This is a genomic window from Citrobacter sp. Ce104 (genome assembly GCF_030334595.1).
GTDB classification, from domain to species: Bacteria; Pseudomonadota; Gammaproteobacteria; order Enterobacterales; family Enterobacteriaceae; genus Citrobacter; species Citrobacter europaeus.
The window spans coordinates 600,268-618,918 of record NZ_JAOWDP010000064.1; the positions used below are offsets into that span (position 1 = coordinate 600,268).

The 18,651-nt window shown below is 54.8% G+C and carries 14 protein-coding genes and 1 other annotated feature; of the genes, 6 read left to right on the top strand and 8 right to left on the bottom strand.

Annotation, left to right across the window (positions count from 1 at the left end; all coding sequences use genetic code 11):
- Positions 1–18 precede the first annotated feature (18 nt).
- The 3 genes from copA (at position 19) to ybaK (ending at position 4,149) form a co-directional block, all read left to right on the top strand.
- Positions 19–2,520: a copper-exporting P-type ATPase CopA gene (gene copA / locus OGW16_RS13485; RefSeq protein WP_075145055.1), complete on the top strand. Its 2,502-nt coding sequence runs from the start codon at positions 19–21 to the stop codon at positions 2,518–2,520.
- Positions 2,521–2,673: 153 nt separating this feature from the next.
- Positions 2,674–3,468, top strand: coding sequence for a TraB/GumN family protein (locus OGW16_RS13490; RefSeq protein ID WP_043015432.1), 795 nt, complete (start codon positions 2,674–2,676; stop codon positions 3,466–3,468).
- A 201-nt stretch (positions 3,469–3,669) separates the two neighbouring features.
- The gene (gene ybaK, locus OGW16_RS13495; RefSeq protein WP_043015431.1) at positions 3,670–4,149 is read left to right on the top strand and encodes a Cys-tRNA(Pro)/Cys-tRNA(Cys) deacylase YbaK; all 480 of its coding nucleotides are present in this window, start codon (positions 3,670–3,672) and stop codon (positions 4,147–4,149) included.
- A gap of 113 nt (positions 4,150–4,262) precedes the next feature.
- Here ybaK and ushA read toward each other — a convergent pair whose 3' ends face one another.
- On the bottom strand, positions 4,263–5,915 hold the full coding sequence (gene ushA, locus OGW16_RS13500; protein ID WP_043015430.1) for a bifunctional UDP-sugar hydrolase/5'-nucleotidase UshA: 1,653 nt from the start codon (positions 5,913–5,915) through the stop codon (positions 4,263–4,265).
- Positions 5,916–6,089: 174 nt separating this feature from the next.
- Between ushA and fsr the strand changes: the two genes are divergently transcribed.
- Complete coding sequence (fsr, locus tag OGW16_RS13505; protein WP_043015429.1) at positions 6,090–7,310, top strand: fosmidomycin MFS transporter; 1,221 nt, start codon at positions 6,090–6,092, stop codon at positions 7,308–7,310.
- 225 nt (positions 7,311–7,535) lie between these two features.
- Positions 7,536–9,215: a YbaL family putative K(+) efflux transporter gene (ybaL, locus tag OGW16_RS13510; RefSeq protein ID WP_043015428.1), complete on the top strand. Its 1,680-nt coding sequence runs from the start codon at positions 7,536–7,538 to the stop codon at positions 9,213–9,215.
- 45 nt (positions 9,216–9,260) lie between these two features.
- Here ybaL and gsk read toward each other — a convergent pair whose 3' ends face one another.
- Positions 9,261–10,565: an inosine/guanosine kinase gene (gene gsk, locus OGW16_RS13515; protein ID WP_043015427.1), complete on the bottom strand. Its 1,305-nt coding sequence runs from the start codon at positions 10,563–10,565 to the stop codon at positions 9,261–9,263.
- A gap of 152 nt (positions 10,566–10,717) precedes the next feature.
- Between gsk and aes the strand changes: the two genes are divergently transcribed.
- Positions 10,718–11,677, top strand: coding sequence for an acetyl esterase (gene aes, locus OGW16_RS13520; protein WP_286518519.1), 960 nt, complete (start codon positions 10,718–10,720; stop codon positions 11,675–11,677).
- On the opposite strand, the gene hemH is transcribed toward aes, so the two are convergent.
- The 6 genes from hemH to dnaX all read right to left on the bottom strand — a co-directional run bounded on the left by hemH (position 11,674) and on the right by dnaX (position 18,557).
- Entirely contained in the window at positions 11,674–12,636 is a 963-nt protein-coding gene (hemH, locus tag OGW16_RS13525) for a ferrochelatase (RefSeq protein ID WP_172862786.1), read from the bottom strand. The two genes, aes and hemH, sit on opposite strands and share 4 nt — an antisense overlap.
- A 140-nt stretch (positions 12,637–12,776) precedes the next feature.
- A complete protein-coding gene (gene adk / locus OGW16_RS13530; protein ID WP_003021773.1) occupies positions 12,777–13,421 on the bottom strand; it encodes an adenylate kinase in 645 nt (214 codons plus the stop codon).
- Between the two features lie 230 nt (positions 13,422–13,651).
- Entirely contained in the window at positions 13,652–15,526 is a 1,875-nt protein-coding gene (gene htpG / locus OGW16_RS13535; RefSeq protein ID WP_032942554.1) for a molecular chaperone HtpG, read from the bottom strand.
- Positions 15,527–15,636: 110 nt separating this feature from the next.
- The gene (gene recR / locus OGW16_RS13540) at positions 15,637–16,242 is read right to left on the bottom strand and encodes a recombination mediator RecR (RefSeq protein WP_003021767.1); all 606 of its coding nucleotides are present in this window, start codon (positions 16,240–16,242) and stop codon (positions 15,637–15,639) included.
- Positions 16,242–16,571 carry a YbaB/EbfC family nucleoid-associated protein gene (locus tag OGW16_RS13545; RefSeq protein WP_003021764.1) on the bottom strand — a complete coding sequence of 110 codons (330 nt, stop codon included), beginning with the start codon at positions 16,569–16,571 and terminating at the stop codon, positions 16,242–16,244. The genes recR and OGW16_RS13545 overlap by 1 nt, the downstream gene beginning before the upstream one ends.
- Before the next feature lie 57 nt (positions 16,572–16,628).
- Positions 16,629–18,557 carry a DNA polymerase III subunit gamma/tau gene (gene dnaX / locus OGW16_RS13550; RefSeq protein WP_075145059.1) on the bottom strand — a complete coding sequence of 643 codons (1,929 nt, stop codon included), beginning with the start codon at positions 18,555–18,557 and terminating at the stop codon, positions 16,629–16,631.
- Positions 17,232–17,296: a sequence feature (DnaX frameshifting element), on the bottom strand. Its footprint overlaps the gene before it by 65 nt.
- Positions 18,558–18,651: the final 94 nt, after the last annotated feature.

Below are 18,651 nucleotides of genomic sequence, written 5' to 3' on the forward strand. Positions count from 1 at the left end.
GTAATAAAGGAGTGTGTTATGTCTCAAACCATCGACCTGACCCTGGACGGACTGTCCTGCGGTCACTGCGTTAAACGCGTCAAAGAAAGTCTGGAACAACGTCCGGATGTTGAACAAGCGGATGTCACCGTGACTGAAGCGCACATCACCGGGAGCGCCAGTGCAGAAGCGCTGATTGAAACTATCAAACAAGCCGGTTACGGCGCGGAGTTAAGCCACCCAAAGGCTAAACCGCTGACGGAGTCATCAATCCCGTCGGAAGCACTGGCAGCGGTCCCTTCCGAGCTTCCGGCAGCTACGGCTGATGATGACAGCCAGCAGTTGCTGTTAAACGGCATGAGCTGCGCCAGCTGTGTCATCCGCGTACAAGATGCTCTGCAAAACGTACCGGGTGTCACACAGGCACGGGTAAATCTGGCGGAACGTACTGCGCTGGTAATGGGCAGTGCGTCCGCCGACCAATTAGTGAAAGCGGTGGAGAAAGCAGGTTACGGCGCAGAAGCCATTGAAGATGATGCTAAGCGTCGCGAACGTCAGCAAGAAACCGCCGTGGCAACCATGAAACGTTTTCGCTGGCAGGCGGCCGTCGCGCTGCTGCTGGGTATTCCGGTCATGGTATGGGGAATGATTGGCGATAACATGATGGTGAGTGACGACAACCGCAGCCTGTGGCTGGCGATTGGTCTGGCAACGCTTGCCGTGATGGTTTTCGCGGGCGGTCACTTTTACCGCAATGCGTGGAAAAGCCTGATGAACGGCACCGCGACCATGGATACGCTGGTGGCGCTGGGTACGGGGGTGGCATGGCTCTATTCCATGAGCGTCAACCTCTGGCCGCAATGGTTTCCGATGGAAGCGCGACACCTCTATTATGAAGCCAGTGCGATGATTATCGGTCTGATTAACCTCGGGCACATGCTGGAAGCGCGGGCTCGCCAGCGCTCGTCCAAAGCACTGGAAAAATTGCTCGATCTGACGCCGCCGACCGCGCGTGTTGTTACCGACGAAGGTGAAAAGAACGTGCCGCTGGCAGATGTTCAGGCGGGAATGTTGCTGCGCCTGACCACCGGCGATCGCGTTCCGGTTGATGGCGAAATCACTCAGGGCGAAGCCTGGCTGGATGAAGCCATGCTGACCGGTGAGCCAATTCCGCAACAAAAAGGCGAAGGCGATAGCGTCCACGCCGGTACGGTCGTACAGGACGGCAGCGTGCTGTTCCGCGCCAGCGCCGTTGGCAGCCACACCACGCTGTCACGCATTATTCGTATGGTGCGCCAGGCGCAAAGCAGCAAACCGGAAATAGGTAAACTGGCCGACCGCATCTCCTCGGTGTTCGTTCCGGTCGTGGTCGCCATTGCGCTGGTCAGTGCGGCTATCTGGTATTTCTTTGGGCCGGCTCCGCAGATTGTTTATACGCTGGTGATTGCCACCACCGTTCTGATTATTGCCTGTCCTTGTGCGCTAGGTCTGGCAACGCCGATGTCGATTATTTCCGGCGTTGGGCGTGCCGCGGAGTTTGGGGTGCTGGTACGTGATGCTGATGCGCTGCAGCGCGCCAGCACGCTGGATACCATCGTGTTTGATAAGACCGGGACGCTGACGGAAGGCAAGCCGCAGGTTGTCGCCATCAAAACGTTTGGCAACACCGATGAAGCGCTGGCAATTCGTCTGGCTGCAGCCCTTGAACAGGGTTCCAGCCACCCGCTGGCCAGGGCGATTCTGGACAGAGCCGGTGATATCTCGCTGCCGCAGGTCAACGGTTTCCGTACGCTGCGTGGGTTAGGCGTCAGCGGTGAGACGGAAGGTCATACGTTGCTGCTGGGCAACCAGGCGTTGCTCAATGAACAGCAGGTAGATACCACTGAAATGGAAGCTGAAATTACCGCTCAGGCTTCCCAGGGTTCAACCCCGGTCCTGTTGGCGATTGATGGTCACGCGGCGGCTCTGTTAGCGGTACGTGATCCATTACGTAGCGACAGCGTGGCAGCGCTCCAGCGTCTGCATCGCGCCGGGTATCGTCTGGTGATGCTCACCGGCGACAATCCAACGACCGCCAACGCCATTGCCAAAGAGGCGGGTATTGATGAGGTGATTGCGGGCGTCCTGCCGGACGGTAAAGCCGAGGCGATTAAGCGTCTGCAAAGCCAGGGGCGTCAGGTTGCCATGGTGGGTGACGGGATCAACGATGCGCCTGCGCTGGCTCAGGCTGATGTAGGGATTGCCATGGGTGGCGGTAGCGATGTGGCGATTGAAACCGCCGCGATTACGCTAATGCGCCATAGTCTGATGGGCGTGGCGGATGCGCTGTCTATCTCCCGGGCAACGCTGCGTAATATGAAGCAGAATCTGCTCGGCGCGTTTATCTATAACAGCATCGGTATTCCGGTTGCCGCTGGGATCCTGTGGCCGTTCACCGGAACGCTGCTCAACCCGGTCGTTGCCGGGGCGGCGATGGCGCTCTCCTCCATTACCGTGGTGAGCAACGCTAACCGACTGCTGCGCTTCAAACCGAAAGAGTAACCCATTGCCGTATGGCGCTCACGCTTATCCGACCTACAATGTTATCTGCACTTTGTAGGCCGGATAAGAGGATTTCGCATCGCCATCCGGCGATTCACGCATTGCACCTTCCTGGACCACGCGCTAGCATGGAAGTCTACTTAGGGAGGCCGTATGGATCTGTTGTACCGGGTAAAAACATTTTTCACCGCGCTACGCGGCAACCCCTATACCTGGCCTGCCATCGATATATCCTTGCCCGGCAACCGCCATTTTCATCTGATAGGCAGCATTCACATGGGCAGCCGCGAAATGGCGCCTCTGCCTGCCAAATTACTCAAAAAGCTCAAGCGTGCCGATGCGCTGATCGTTGAAGCCGATGTTTCCGGCGACGACGCGCCGTTTGCCAACCTTCCGACCTTTGCCGCCCTTGAAGAGCGCATCAGCCCGGAGCAGTTAGACAATCTACACAAGATCACCAGCGAACTGGGGATTTCCCCTTCCCTGCTGTCTACCCAGCCGTTGTGGCAAATCGCCATGGTATTACAGGCAACGCAGGCGCAACAGCTGGGGCTGCGGGCGGAATACGGGATTGATTACCAACTGCTGAATGCGGCAAAACAGGCACATAAACCGGTCATCGAACTGGAAGGCGCATCCAGCCAAATCGAGCTGTTATGCCAGCTGCCCGATAACGGCCTGGCTCTACTGGACGATACCCTGACACACTGGCATACCAATGCCAGACTGCTCCAACAGATGATGGGCTGGTGGCTTAAAACGCCGCCGCGCAATAGCGAACTCACGCTACCCAATACGTTTAGCCAGTCGCTGTATGACGTTTTAATGCATCAGCGTAACGCAGCCTGGCGCGATCGACTCAGAGCGATGCCCGCCGGTCACTATGTCGTGGCCGTAGGCGCGCTGCATTTGTATGGGGAAGGAAATTTGCCGGAGATGTTACGGTAAAAAAAATGGCCAATATTTCTATTGGCCCGTCAAAGAGGAATTTCATCATTATTATGATCCCAACGCTTAAAGCGTCGGTGTAGTTCGATTGTCGCTCAAAGTCATCATCCTGCCAATACTATTGCGCAAGATGGTACTATTTTTTAGACAGACATCAGGCGTATGCTTGAGTCGTATTTTGTCTGGTCCAGGAAAATTGCTATGACACCCGCCGTTAAATTACTCGAAAAAAACAAAATTTCTTTCCAGATCCACACCTACGATCACGATCCGTCCGAGACGAACTTTGGTGACGAAGTGGTGCGCAAGCTAGGTCTGAATGCGGACCAGGTTTACAAAACGCTGCTGGTTGCCGTGAATGGCGATATGAAGCACCTGGCGGTGGCCGTTACGCCGGTGGCAGGTCAATTAGATCTAAAAAAAGTCGCCAAAGCATTAGGCGCCAAAAAAGTCGATATGGCCGATCCAATGGTTGCGCAGCGAACCACCGGCTATCTGGTCGGCGGCATCAGCCCGCTGGGGCAGAAAAAAAGATTGCCGACGCTGATCGATGCTCCCGCCCAAACGTTTGACACCATTTATATTTCCGGTGGCAAACGCGGGCTGGATATCGAACTGGCAGCGGGCGATCTGGCGAAAATTCTGGATGCGAAATTCGCCGACATCGCACGCCGTGATTAAGCGGTTGTAGAATGAATGCCTGATGGCGAGCAGCTTTAAGGCCTACAACCGAAGACTCTTACAGTCAGCAGGCCGGATAAGGTGCCAGTACCGCCATCCGGCACTTCGCCCTGTTACTGCCAGGTAACTTCGCCCTTCGGCTCATACGCGCTGGCATCCAGCGGTGAGTTCTTCTGCACGTACTCTTTCAACACTTCCGCATCAATAAACCCGGTATTCACATAGCCTGGCTTATTGTCAATTCGCGGATAGCCATCGCCGCCGGTCGCGTTGAAGCTTAGCGTTGCCATGCGATAGGTTTTGGCTGGGTCAACGGGTTCGCCTTTGATTTTCAAATCGTTAAGCTTGCCGTCTTTCGCCACAAAGCTGACGTTGGCGAACTGCGGATAGGCCCCGGAGTCCGGCTTCATTTGCGCCACGGCGGTCAGATAGTCAATCACCTCTTTCCCGCTCATGTCGGCGTATACCACGATATTGCCAAACGGCTGTACCTTCAGCACGCTTTTATAGGTGATATCACCGCCTTCGATGGAATCACGGATGCCGCCGCCGCTCATCACGCCAAAATCAGCGCTGGTTCGCGCCATTTGCGCAGCCAGCAGCAAATGCCCCATGTTGGTCTGCACGAAACGGACTTTGCTCCGATCGCCTTCAAGGCGCGCATTGACGCTACCGATTTTCACGTCGAGCTGCGCTTTACCCTTATTCTGGAACGGCGTCAGCAGCGAAAGCATTTGCTGATTTTCAGCTATTTCTGGGGTGTAGAGTACGCGTTCACTTTTACCGTTGTCCCAGGTCACTTTTTTCTTCAGGTTGACAGGGATGAGCTGGTAATTAACCATTTTCATTTCGCCGTTACGGAACTCAAAGTCCGCCCGGCCCACGTATTTCCCCCACTCATGCGCCTGCACAATCCAGATCCCATTTTGCTTGTCTGGCGCACATGGCGTACCCGGTACGTAATCAACCTGCTTCTTGTTTTCCGCAGCCATACACACCGGATCCTGCGAGTGACCACCGACAATCATCGCCAGCGATCCCGCCGGCAGGCTGCGCGCCATTTCGACATCGCCAGGGGCATTCGATCCGTGATTGCCATTGTCATAATGCCCCATATGGGTGGTCGCGATAATGATGTCTGGCTTTTCCCCCATATTCAGTTCCTGGATTACCAGTTTGGCTTCATCGGCAGGTTTACGGAACTCAATATCGGTAAAGAATTCGGGGTTGCCAATTTTCGCCGTATCGTCAGTGGTTAAACCGAGTACGGCTATTTTTAAATCCTGGCGCTTAAAGATGGCCCACGGCTTAAACAAACGCTCGCCGGTGCTTTTCTGATAGATATTGGCCGAGAGAAACGGGAATTTGGACCACTTTTCCTGCTGACGCAAGACGGTCATGGGATTATCAAACTCGTGGTTTCCGACCGCCATCGCGTCGTAGCCAATCAGATTCATCCCGCGAAAATCAGGTTCCGCATCCTGCAAATCGGACTCCGGTACGCCGGTATTAATGTCGCCACCGGAAAGCAGCAGTACACTTCCCCCCTCCTCAGCCACCTCTTTACGAATACCGTCCACCAGCGTTTTTTGCGCCGCCAGTCCATATTCCCCGTATTCACTGCGCCAGAAGTGACCGTGATGATCGTTGGTATGCAGAATGGTAATTTTGTAGGTTTTATCTTTTTCGTACGCTTGCGCAGGCTGACCTGCCAGCGTAAATGCGGCTAATAACGCCAGCGCCACGCCCCGTTTCAAAAACTTCATATTTCTCTCCCTGAGCCAAAATCAACGACTGAAATTACAATGATATGAAATAATAGTCGAAAATGTTTTCAGAAATGAGACTTCCTTCAAACACCTTCCGCAGGTATGTTAGTCAGGTAATAATAACAAAATAGATTACCCTCATAATCGCAACCCAAACAGAAGTGACTTTCTATGGCAATAAGTGAACAAACCCAGCCTGTGGCTGGCGCGTCAGCGTCGGTTGCTAAAGCACGCACCTCATTTGGCATTTTAGGCGCGATCAGTCTCTCCCATCTGCTAAACGATATGATCCAGTCGCTGATCCTGGCGATTTATCCGCTGTTGCAGTCAGAGTTCTCACTGACGTTTATGCAGATAGGTATGATTACCCTGACCTTCCAGCTTGCTTCCTCGCTGCTGCAACCTGTCGTGGGTTACTGGACGGACAAATACCCGATGCCGTGGTCGCTGCCCATTGGGATGTGCTTCACGCTGAGCGGGCTTGTTTTGCTGGCCATGGCCGGCAGCTTCCATATGGTGTTGCTCGCCGCAGCGCTGGTTGGCACCGGCTCTTCGGTGTTTCACCCGGAATCATCCCGCGTGGCGCGAATGGCCTCCGGCGGTCGTCACGGCCTGGCCCAGTCAATTTTCCAGGTTGGCGGCAACTTCGGTAGCTCTCTGGGTCCCTTGCTGGCGGCTGTCATCATCGCGCCATATGGTAAGGGTAATGTGGCCTGGTTTGTTCTGGCTGCGTTGTTAGCGATTGTCGTCCTGGCGCAAATCAGCCGTTGGTACGCTGCGCAGCATCGGATGAGTAAAGGAAAACCGAAAGTCGCCATCGTAAATCCGTTACCGCGCAATAAAGTGGTGCTGGCGGTAAGCATCCTGCTGGTACTGATTTTCTCCAAATACTTCTATATGGCGAGCATCAGCAGCTATTACACCTTTTATCTGATGCAAAAATTCGGATTATCGGTACAAAATGCCCAGTTTCACCTGTTTGCCTTCCTGTTTGCCGTCGCGGCCGGGACGGTGATTGGTGGACCATTAGGCGATAAAATTGGCAGAAAATATGTTATTTGGGGCTCTATCCTCGGTGTAGCGCCATTTACCCTCGTTTTGCCCTACGCAACGCTGGAATGGACCGGGATTTTAACCGTGATCATTGGTTTTATCCTCGCATCGGCGTTTTCTGCCATTCTGGTCTACGCACAAGAGCTGCTTCCTGGGCGTATCGGCATGGTTTCTGGGCTATTTTTCGGTTTTGCCTTCGGCATGGGTGGCTTGGGAGCCGCGGTGTTAGGGCTGGTAGCCGACCATACCAGTATCGATTTGGTCTACAAAATATGTGCTTTCCTGCCTCTTCTGGGGATACTGACCATATTCTTACCTGATAACCGACACAAAGCCTGATTTTCTGACGGCCAAAAGTAAATTTTGGCCGTCATCACTTACAGTTGCCATCAGCCTTTACCTCTCAGATATCACCTTACTTTTCCGATCCGTGCTTTTTTACGCCTAAAATCCCGTTTTCTTCAAAATTCAATAATTATTCATAAACATAAACATCAAAATTGTCATAAACTATTACTCGTAATTTGAGTTTTCAGGATCATCACAGCAACCAAAGGAGACGGAATGCATCACGCCACCCCGCTTATCACCACCATTGTCGGCGGCCTTGTGCTCGCTTTTATATTAGGCATGATTGCCAATAAACTACGTATTTCTCCTCTGGTGGGATATCTGTTAGCGGGCGTTCTGGCCGGTCCATTTACACCTGGTTTTGTTGCGGATACCAAGTTAGCCCCTGAACTGGCCGAGCTTGGCGTAATCCTGCTGATGTTCGGCGTGGGGTTGCACTTTTCGTTGAAAGATTTGATGGCGGTAAAGGCTATCGCCATTCCCGGCGCGATTGCTCAGATAGCGGTGGCAACGCTGCTGGGTATGGCGCTTTCAGCGGTGATGGGCTGGTCGTTAATGGTAGGGATCGTGTTTGGTCTGTGTCTATCAACCGCCAGTACCGTGGTGCTACTGCGTGCCCTTGAAGAAAGACAGCTCATTGACAGCCAGCGCGGGCAAATCGCCATCGGCTGGCTGATTGTCGAAGACCTGATGATGGTACTGACGCTGGTTCTCCTGCCAGCCGTCGCCGGAATGCTGGAAAAAGAAGATGTCGGCTTCGCCTCGCTGGCCGTCGATATGGGCATAACCATCGGTAAGGTGGTGGCGTTTATCGCGATTATGATGCTGGTGGGTCGTCGCCTGGTGCCATGGATTATGGCCCGCAGCGCCGCTACCGGTTCACGTGAACTGTTTACCCTGTCAGTCCTCGCCCTCGCATTAGGTATCGCCTTTGGCGCTGTAGAGTTGTTCGACGTCTCCTTTGCGCTGGGCGCGTTCTTCGCCGGTATGGTGCTGAATGAATCGGAACTGAGTCACCGTGCGGCGCATGACACCCTGCCGCTGCGCGATGCGTTCGCCGTACTGTTCTTCGTTTCCGTCGGGATGCTGTTCGATCCGTTAGTCCTGATCCAGCAGCCGCTGGCGGTGCTGGGCACGCTGGCGATTATTATCTTTGGTAAATCCCTTGCTGCCTATTTCCTGGTGCGCCTGTTTGGACACTCCCAACGTACGGCGCTCACCATTGCCACCAGCCTGGCGCAGATTGGTGAATTTGCCTTTATCCTGGCGGGTCTGGGAATGGCGTTAAACCTGCTGCCGCAGGCCGGACAGAATCTGGTGCTGGCCGGGGCAATCCTGTCCATCATGCTTAACCCGGTGCTGTTCGCGGTGTTAGAAAAATACCTCGCCAAAACAGAAACGCTGGAAGAGCAGACGCTGGAAGAGGCCATCGAAGAAGAGAAGCAAATTCCGGTGGATATCTGTAATCACGCCCTGCTGGTTGGCTTTGGTCGTGTCGGTAGCCTGCTGGGTGAGAAATTGATGGCTGCGGGGATCCCGCTGGTGGTTATCGAAACCTCGCGTACCCGGGTAGATGAACTGCGCGAGCGCGGGATCCGCGCAGTGCTGGGAAATGCCGCCAACGAAGAGATTATGAATCTGGCGCATCTGGATTGCGCACGCTGGCTGTTGCTGACCATTCCCAATGGTTATGAAGCGGGTGAAATTGTCGCCTCTGCACGTGAGAAATGCCCGTCGATTGAGATTATCGCCCGCGCGCATTATGACGATGAGGTGGAATATATTACCGAACGCGGCGCCAATCAGGTCGTCATGGGTGAGCGTGAAATCGCCCGTACCATGCTGGAGCTAATTGAAACGCCGCCTGCCGGTGAAGTTGCTACCGCCAGTTAATGTACGTGCCGGATAGCGCTGTCGCTTATCCGGCCTGTGCCTGATTTAACGGTCCCAGTAAGACTCCTCAAGACTGTCTTCACGTTCCGGCAAACCGCGCGTCAGGCGCGGTGAATGCTGGTTCAGCACCTGATAACTCACGCGATTAGCATATTTACACACCTGGGCTAGCGACGAATAGGTCAGCCAGGTGAACTTGTGCTTGCTGGAGTTAGGCACGTTACTGCGGTGATAGCTGTTGGCGGTGATATCATGCAACAATGCCGCCAGCGCGCCGTCACCCGCGCCGTTGGTATTCATTATCTTTTCAGGCCCGCCCATATACGGCGCAATGTGCGAATACACGCGCAGCGGATTGATACAGTCTTTATGGCGCATGGCGCGGCTGAATTCGTACTGGTTAAATTCGGCAATAGCCCCAGGCAGCAGCGGATGCTGGGTTTTACGTTTAACTTCTTCTTCCGTAAAGCCCGCCATATACAGACCCGCCGGACCCGCGGTGCACAGCACCAGGTCCACCCAATCCAGCGCTTTGTCGGACGCCAGCAGCGGATCGTTCTCGCCTGTCAGCGCTTCGGCCTCTTCTTCATTCATCGCCAGAATAGAGACATGCTCTTTGAGGAACGCCTGCCACCACTGCGGGTTATCGGCAATGACGAACTTGGTGCCCAGCGTCAGTACCACCGGAACATTGTGTTTTTTAGCATATTCAATTGCCTTCATGGTCGCTTCCGGCATCGGCTCGCCCGGCTCGCAGCGCACCAGATAGGACGTCAGCACCAGCGCGGACGCTCCGGCAATCACCGATTCAGGGATGCTATCTGCCCGTAGCTTATTCATATGCCCTGGGCTGATCGCGAAGGTACGCTCACCTGACTCGCCAATCAGCGTAAAGCAGCGGCCAATCGGTCCATTAACGCCTTGCAGATAGTTCAGATCGGTACGGCTGGAGGTATTGCATAAATAGCGGTACGCATAGCTGCCAATCTCGATATTGCTGCACATCACGCCCAGCAGCACCGAGCGGTCATCCGCCAGCACGGAGTAGTTGTGCATCGTGTTACCGATAGTACCGCCCGCAAACTGATGGGTGATCAAATTTTCACGCACCAGCTCCTGATAGAGCGCTTCTGCGACATCATCGGCAATCACCAGAGAATGCCCGGCGCTTAATCCATAACGTTTTACAAAGCCATCATCCACTTTGGCTTCAATATCCACCAGCGTCTGGTCAATACCCACCACCCAGGCTGCGCTGGTTTCATTTTCTGGCTGAATTTGTTGCAGCAACGGATCGCGCGCGCTGACGGGAAAATAGTGTTTGGATTTGCGTTTACCGGGAAATTTCATGGTCGATTTTACGGGTGGTTAACTGAGCGATGCATGGTAGCACATTCCCTGCTGCGCATGCGATGCGGCACTGAGTTTCAATATCGGACGGTGAGATCGCAGTTTAAACGGGATTAATTTCTACAATAACTCACCTTCACAAGGAGCGTTTTATGAAGCCGGAAAACAAGATCCCCGTACTCGACAAAATTTCGGATGAAATGAAAAGCGTGGTGAATTTTCATCGCGACGATTTGCCGCCGTGGCCCGCTGCCGATGACATCGTGGCCCAGCGCCAACACTATATTCATGAACGACAGCTGTGGAATGCCGATGCGCCACAGATGAATACCCGTGAATGCGTTATTTCTACCGCGTGCGGCCCCGTTGCCACACGCATTTACGCTCCGCAGCCCCATAGCCAGGCGACGCTATATTACCTGCACGGCGGCGGTTTTATTCTCGGTAATCTGGATACCCACGATCGCATTATGCGCTTACTGGCGCACTATACGCAGTGCACGGTAATTGGTATCGACTATTCGCTGTCGCCGGAAGCTCGTTTCCCGCAAGCCATCGAAGAGATTGTCGCCCTTTGCCAGTATTTTCATCAGCACGCTGGCGACTATTCCCTTAATGTGAATCATATTGGTTTTGCCGGTGATTCCGCCGGGGCCATGCTGGCGCTGGCCAGCGCACTGTGGCTGCGGGATAAACACATTGTCTGCGGCAAGGTGGCTGGGGTGCTGTTGTGGTATGGGCTTTACGGCCTGCAGGAATCACTGAGCAGACGGCTGATGGGCGGAGCGTGGGATGGTTTAACCCGCGAGGACTTGCAGATGTACGAAAACGCGTACCTGCGTAGCACCGACGATCGCGAGTCACCGTATTATTGCCTGTTTAATAACGATCTGACGCGCGATGTGCCGCCGTGTTTTATTGCCGGCGCGGAGTTTGATCCGCTGATTGACGATAGCCGCTTATTATTCCAGACGCTACAGACGCATCAGCAGCCCTGCCAGTACAAAATGTACCCCGGCACGCTGCACGCCTTCCTGCACTATTCGCGGATGATGAAAACCGCCGACGATGCGTTGCGGGAGGGCGCGCGTTACTTCAGGGCACAGCTTTAACGGTAAGCTGCAGTCAGATTGACCATCATTTCGATATGTTCCGGCGTGGCGTTCAGCGCCGGGATATACTCATATTGCTTACCGCCAGCCTCGAGGAAAATCTCCCGATTTTGTACCGCTATCTCTTCCAGCGTTTCGAGGCAATCGGCCGCAAAGCCCGGACACATAACCTGGATATGTCGGGTCCCTTTCTCCGCCAGCATTTTTAACGTTTCGTCGGTATACGGCGTCAGCCATGGTTCGCGGCCAAAGCGAGACTGGAAGGTCATCATGACTTTTTCCGGCGGCAGACCAAGCGCTGAAACCAGCTCACGCGTCGTATCGCGACAGCGCTGCGGGTAGTCATCGCCTTCATCGGCGTAGCGCTGCGGAATGCCGTGGTAGGAGAGCAGCAGTAAATCAGGTTCGCCATGCTGAGCAAATGAATCCCGGGCGCTCTTGGCCAGCGCATCAATGTAGCTGCTGTCATCGGCGTAATCACGAATAAACGAGACGCCAGGAATACCGCGTTTACGCGCTAAGATGCGCGCCAGTTCATCCCAGACCGCCGCTACCGTCGAACAGGAATATTGCGGGTACAGAGGTAACACCACTATGTGTTCTACCCCGCTTGCCAGCAGCTCATCAACCGCGCTTTCGAGCGACGGCGAACCATAACTCATCCCCAGCGCGACAGGCGTATTTGGCAAACGTTGTGCCAGCGCCTGCTGTTGCGCCTTGCTGTAGACCATCAGCGGGGAACCGTCTTCCATCCAGATTGACTGGTACAGTTTTGCCACTCGCGGGGCACGTAGCGGCAAAATAACGCCGCGCAACAGTGGCCACCACAGCGCAGGTGACGTATCGACTACGCGTTGATCGCTTAAAAACTGGCGCAGATAGCGCTTAACGGCTTCGGGGGTTGGGGCATCGGGAGTACCGAGGTTTGCCAGCAGGATACCGGTTTTCGTCTGACGCATTACCGCCTCTTATCGATTCAAATTGTTGATAATTGTAGCGGAAAAGCGATAAAGAAGAACTAATTGCTGTGAGAGGTAAGACGAGAATTTGCCGGATGGTGGTGTTTACACCACCATCCGGCATTAACCGCGTTAAAAAATTAACCGAGGATTTTTTCCAGCGCTGCGCGCACGTCAGCCACGGCCTGGGTGCCGTCAACTTTCGCGTATTTGGTGTTACCCGCCTGCGCTTCTTTAGAGTAATAGCCGATCAGCGGAGCGGTCATCTGATGGTATTCCACCAGGCGCTTACGTACGGTCTCTTCCTGATCGTCTTTACGGGTGGTCAGCTCTTCGCCGGTCACGTCGTCTTTACCTTCAACCTTAGGCGGGTTGAATTTGATGTGGTAAACGCGGCCAGAAGCAGCGTGTACGCGACGCCCCACGATACGGTCAACGATCAGCTCGTCAGGTACGTCAAACTCCAGAACGTAGTCCACGTTGATGCCTGCTTCTTTCATGGCGTCAGCCTGCGGAATAGTACGCGGGAAGCCATCAAGCAGGAAACCATTACGGCAGTCTTCCTGAGCAATACGCTCTTTTACCAGCGCGATCACCAGCTCATCAGTCACCAGCTTACCGGCGTCCATGATGTCTTTCGCTTGTTTGCCCAGCTCGGAGCCAGATTTCACGGCGGCACGCAGCATATCACCGGTGGAGATTTGCGGAATACCATACTTCTCCATGATGAACTGAGCCTGAGTTCCTTTACCCGCGCCCGGAGCGCCAAGCAGAATGATACGCATTACGAAAATCCCCTTAAAGGTTGTCGATATTTTTTAAAAAGCGCTAAACGATACCACCATCACGCAATTGGCTCAAGGAAGACGCCCGACGCTGAAACGGTTAACGGAGGAAAATGAAGAAAAGAGAGGATAAAAAAACGCCCGATGGCGCTACGCTCATCGGGCTTTCATAAGCTGCCTGCTCGTTGGCCGGATAAGCGTTAGCGCCATCCGGCATTACATTACGGCTATCAGGACACCAGCAACTGGTTCATACGACGGATGAACTGGTTCGGATCTTCCAGCGTGCCGCGCTCAGCAAACAGTGCCTGATCCAGCAGCAGTTCAACCCACTCTTTGAACTGCGCTTCATCCTGGGTATCCGCCGTGCGTTTTACCAGCACGTGGTCCGGGTTCAGTTCAAAGATGTATTTCACTTCCGGTACGGCCTGACCCGCAGCGGCGAACAGTTTCGCCATCTGGGTGCTCATTTCGTCCGCATCGGTGGTGACGATGGCCGGCGTGTCGGTCAGGCGGTGGGTCAGTCGCACTTCTTTTACGCGGTCGCCCAGCAGGGTTTTCACGCGCTCAACGAACGGCGTCAGCGCTTTTTCCGCTTCTTTTGCCGATTCGTCAACTTCATCCGCCAATTTGTCGATGGACTCGTCAGCTTTGGCGACGGACTGGAATGCCTTACCGTCGAACTCGGTCAGGTAGTTCATCATCCACTCATCGATGCGGTCAGAAAGCAGCAGCACTTCGATGCCTTTCTTACGCAGCAGTTCCAGGTGCGGGCTGCTCTTCGCCGCCGCATAGCTGTCTGCAGTGATGTAGTAAATTTTCTCCTGCCCTTCTTTCATCCGCGACACGTAATCTTCCAGCGACACGGTTTGCGCGGAGGAGTCAGTGTGCGTGGACGCGAAGCGCATCAGCTTAGCGATCGTTTCCTGGTTGGCATGGTCTTCCGCCGGTCCTTCTTTCAGCACCAGGCCGAACTGTTTCCAGAAGGTCTGGTATTTTTCCGCGTCGTCTTTCGCCAGTTTTTCCAGCATCTGCAGTACGCGTTTGGTCAGCGCGCTGCGCAGGTTACGGGTGACGGTGCTGTCCTGCAGGATCTCACGAGAAACGTTCAGCGGCAGATCGTTGGAATCTATCAGGCCGCGCACAAAGCGCAGATAGTTCGGCATGAACTGCTCGGCGTCGTCCATGATGAACACACGCTGAACATACAGTTTCAGCCCATGCTTGTGATCGCGGTTCCACATATCCCACGGTGCCTGGGACGGGATGTACAGCAGGCTGGTGTACTCCTGCTTACCTTCCACACGGTTGTGGCTCCAGGTCAGCGGGTCAGTGAAGTCGTGGGCGATATGCTTGTAGAATTCGTTGTACTCGTCGTCTTTGATTTCCGACTTGTTACGGGTCCACAGCGCCTGCGCCTTGTTGATCTTTTCCCAGGAAACCACGGTCTCGCCGTCTTTCTCTTCGGATTTTTCGATCTCTACCGGCAGCGCGATATGGTCGGAATATTTGCTGATGATGGAACGTACGCGCCAGTCATCCAGGAACTCGTCTTCGCCTTCGCGCAGATGCAGAGTGATTTCGGTGCCGCGATCGTCTTTGGTGATGTCAGCTACGGTGTACTCGCCTTCGCCCGCAGATTCCCAGAACACGCCGTTTTCCGGTTTATCGCCCGCAGCGCGGGTACGTACGGTAACTTTGTCCGCCACGATGAACGCAGAGTAGAAACCAACCCCGAACTGGCCGATCAACTGGCTGTCTTTCGCCTGATCGGAGCCCATGGATTCGAGGAAAGATTTGGTGCCGGATTTTGCAATGGTCCCCAGATGATCGATAACGTCATCGCGGTTCATCCCCACGCCGTTATCGGCAATGGTCAACGTACGCTTATCTTTATCGAAGGAAACACGTACACGCAGCTCACCATCACCTTCATACAGATCCGGGTTAGACAGAGCGCGGAAACGCAGCTTGTCTGCCGCATCCGAGGCGTTAGAGATAAGCTCACGCAGGAAGATTTCTTTATTGGAATACAGAGAATGGATCATCAGGTGCAGAAGCTGTTTTACTTCTGACTGAAAACCACGAGTTTCTTGTCCTTTCATGTAGATCTACCTCAACAATGCCATTTTCAATGGTAAAAACACGTTGAGGGTGAAATGGGGACAAGCGGGAAGGATTTCAAGCGGAAGCCGCCGTCGCGGCCTCCGTTTGTTCAGAATTTAATCTTGTGTCGTCCTGCCAGAGAGTGCGACAGCGTGGTGCCATCGACCATTTCCAGCTCGCCGCCTACCGGAACGCCATGGGCGATACGGCTGGCTTCAACGCCATACTGCATGCAAAGCTCAGCAATATAGTTGGCGGTCGCCTCTCCTTCGACCGTGGGATTGGTCGCCAGGATCAGTTCGTTGATTTGCTCAGACGCCAGTCGCTGTTCGAGACGATCCAGCCCGATATCATCAGGGCCAATACCGTCCAGCGGCGACAGGTGTCCCATCAGCACGAAGTAACGTCCGGAAAATTGCCCAGTTTGCTCAATGGCGTAGATGTCCGCCGGACTTTCCACCACGCAAATCTGACCGTTCTCCTGGCGACGCGGGTTCGAGCAGATGTTGCAGACGTCCTGCTCTGTGAAGGTGCGGCAATCGGCACAGTGGCCGATTTCCGACATCGCCTTCGTTAACGCCTGCGCCAGACGCATCCCGCCGCTGCGATCGCGCTGAAGCAGCGTGAACGCCATGCGCTGCGCAGACTTCGGGCCAACGCCCGGCAGACAGCGCAATGCTTCCATAAGCTGAGTTAACAGCGGGCTGGTTTGCATCAGAACGGCATCTTAAAGCCAGGCGGCAGCTGCATTCCGGAGGAAACAGAAGCCATCTTCTCTTTCTGCGTCTCTTCAATGCGACGCGCCGCGTCGTTGAATGCCGCAGCGACCAGGTCTTCCAGCATTTCTTTGTCGTCTTCCAGCAGGCTTGGATCGATCTCCACGCGACGGCAGTTGTGCGCGCCGTTGATGGTCACTTTAACCAGGCCAGCGCCAGATTCGCCGGTCACTTCCAGCTTGGCGACTTCTTCCTGCATCTGTTGCATTTTTTCTTGCATCTGCTGGGCCTGTTTCATCAGGTTCCCCAGACCGCCTTTACCAAACATAGGCTTCTCTCTCAATCACGTTAAGGGATGACGACCGTCAAACCATTAGGCTCACGATCAAATGGGGCGAATACTCTCTTCGTCCAGGTCCGCATCGAAAAAACGACGCAGCGTCTGAATGTTATTATCCGCAATAATCGACTCACGCGCCTGCGCGAGCTTCTCTTCATAAATGGCCTGACGCCACTCCAGCGGCGTACGCACCGCTGGATTATCATCTTCAACGATGGTCAATTCAACCGTTGACCCCGTTAAGGAACTCAGTGCTTCAGCCAGTTTTTGCTGCGCGCCGCTGGAATTAAGGTGTCGCTGCGTGGAACGCAGGTGCAGGCAAACCACGTTGCCATTCTCTTCTTTCCAGGCATTGAGCGCCACCTGCTCCACCAGTTTTGGCAACGAGAGCTGGCTTACCTGCGCAGCCCACGGGTCGCGTTCAATGGCTTCAGCCGCAAGCTTTGCCGCCAGCTCCGGCGTTTTTTCATGCTCAAGCGCTTTTTTCAGCGCTTTCGGCGTGGCGACGACTTCTTTAACTTCTGCAACAGGATTGGTCGCTTTCCAGCGATACGCTTCTTTCTTCGCTGGCGCTTTTTCCAGCGCAGAAACTGCCGGACGCGCCTGAACACGTTCCGACACCGAAGCCAGTCTTTCCAGCGCAGCATTATTCACCGGCCGCGCGCGGGAAGCGGCTGCCGGTTCACTCTTTTTTGGTTTGGTTGCTCCCTGAGCACGTTGCAACTGACTGCGCGCCGCCAGCACCTGGCTGGTGGCATCGGAGAGCGGCACATTCTGTTGCTGTTGCGCAGGCGCTGGCTGCTGCTGCACCTGCGTCGGGGTCATCACCGCAGTGGGTGCGACCGGGGCAAACGACTGTCGCTGGACTTCAGGTTCCGGGAGCGGCATGCGCGGATGAAAAGCCAGCGCACGCAGCAGCGTCATTTCGACGCCCATTCGCCTGTCCGGCGCATACGGCAGTTCTTTGCGCCCGATTAACAGAGTCTGGTAGTAAAGCTGCACATCGGTTGGCGGGACGATTCGCGCCAGCTCGCGCATACGCTGTTCAATGGCGACCATATCGCTACCGAGCGCGGCGGGTGAAAGTTGAACCATAGCAATACGGTGCAGCAAAGCCGACATCTCAACCAGCAGCGCTTCCCATTCGATCCCACGCGCAGCGGCATCGTTAACCAGCGTCATAACGCGTTCACCGTCCGCAGCCACAACCGCTTCAACAAGCGAGAGCGCCTGGTCGTCGTCCAGCGTGCCGAGCATGGTGCTGACCGCGTCGGTCGAGACCTGACCATCGCCGCTGGCGATCGCCTGATCGGTCAGACTCAGCGCATCGCGCAGGCTACCGTCCGCGGCGCGAGCCAGCAGTTGCAGCGCACGTGGTTCATGCGCGATATGCTCTTCTTTGAGAATATGCTCAAGCTGATGACGAATCTGATCGACATCCAACGCTTTAAGATGGAATTGCAGACAGCGCGACAGGATAGTCACCGGCAGCTTCTGCGGATCGGTAGTCGCCAGCAGGAACTTAACGTGCGCGGGCGGCTCTTCGAGCGTTTTCAGCAAGGCGTTAAAACTGTGGCGCGACAGCATGTGCACTTCGTCGATCAAGTAGACCTTAAAGCGACCGCGCGCAGGCGCATACTGGACGTTATCCAGCAGGTCACGGGTATCTTCGACTTTGGTGCGTGAGGCGGCGTCGATTTCAATCAGATCGACAAAACGCCCCTGCTCGATTTCGCGGCAGTTATCGCACACGCCGCACGGCGTCGCGGTGATGCCGGTTTCACAGTTTAATCCCTTCGCCAGCAAACGGGCGATAGAGGTTTTCCCGACGCCACGGGTGCCGGAAAACAAATAAGCATGATGAATACGCCCTAGCGACAAGCCGTTCGCCAGTGCCGTCAGCACATGTTCCTGGCCGACGACGTCAGCAAAGGTTTGTGGGCGCCATTTTCGGGCTAAGACCTGATAACTCATTGGCAGGCTCTGAAAGGCTGGAGGGTGGATTCACAGGGGGATAATGCTAACACAACCTCGCAGCGACGGCGAGGTTGTGTGTCTCGGTATTACT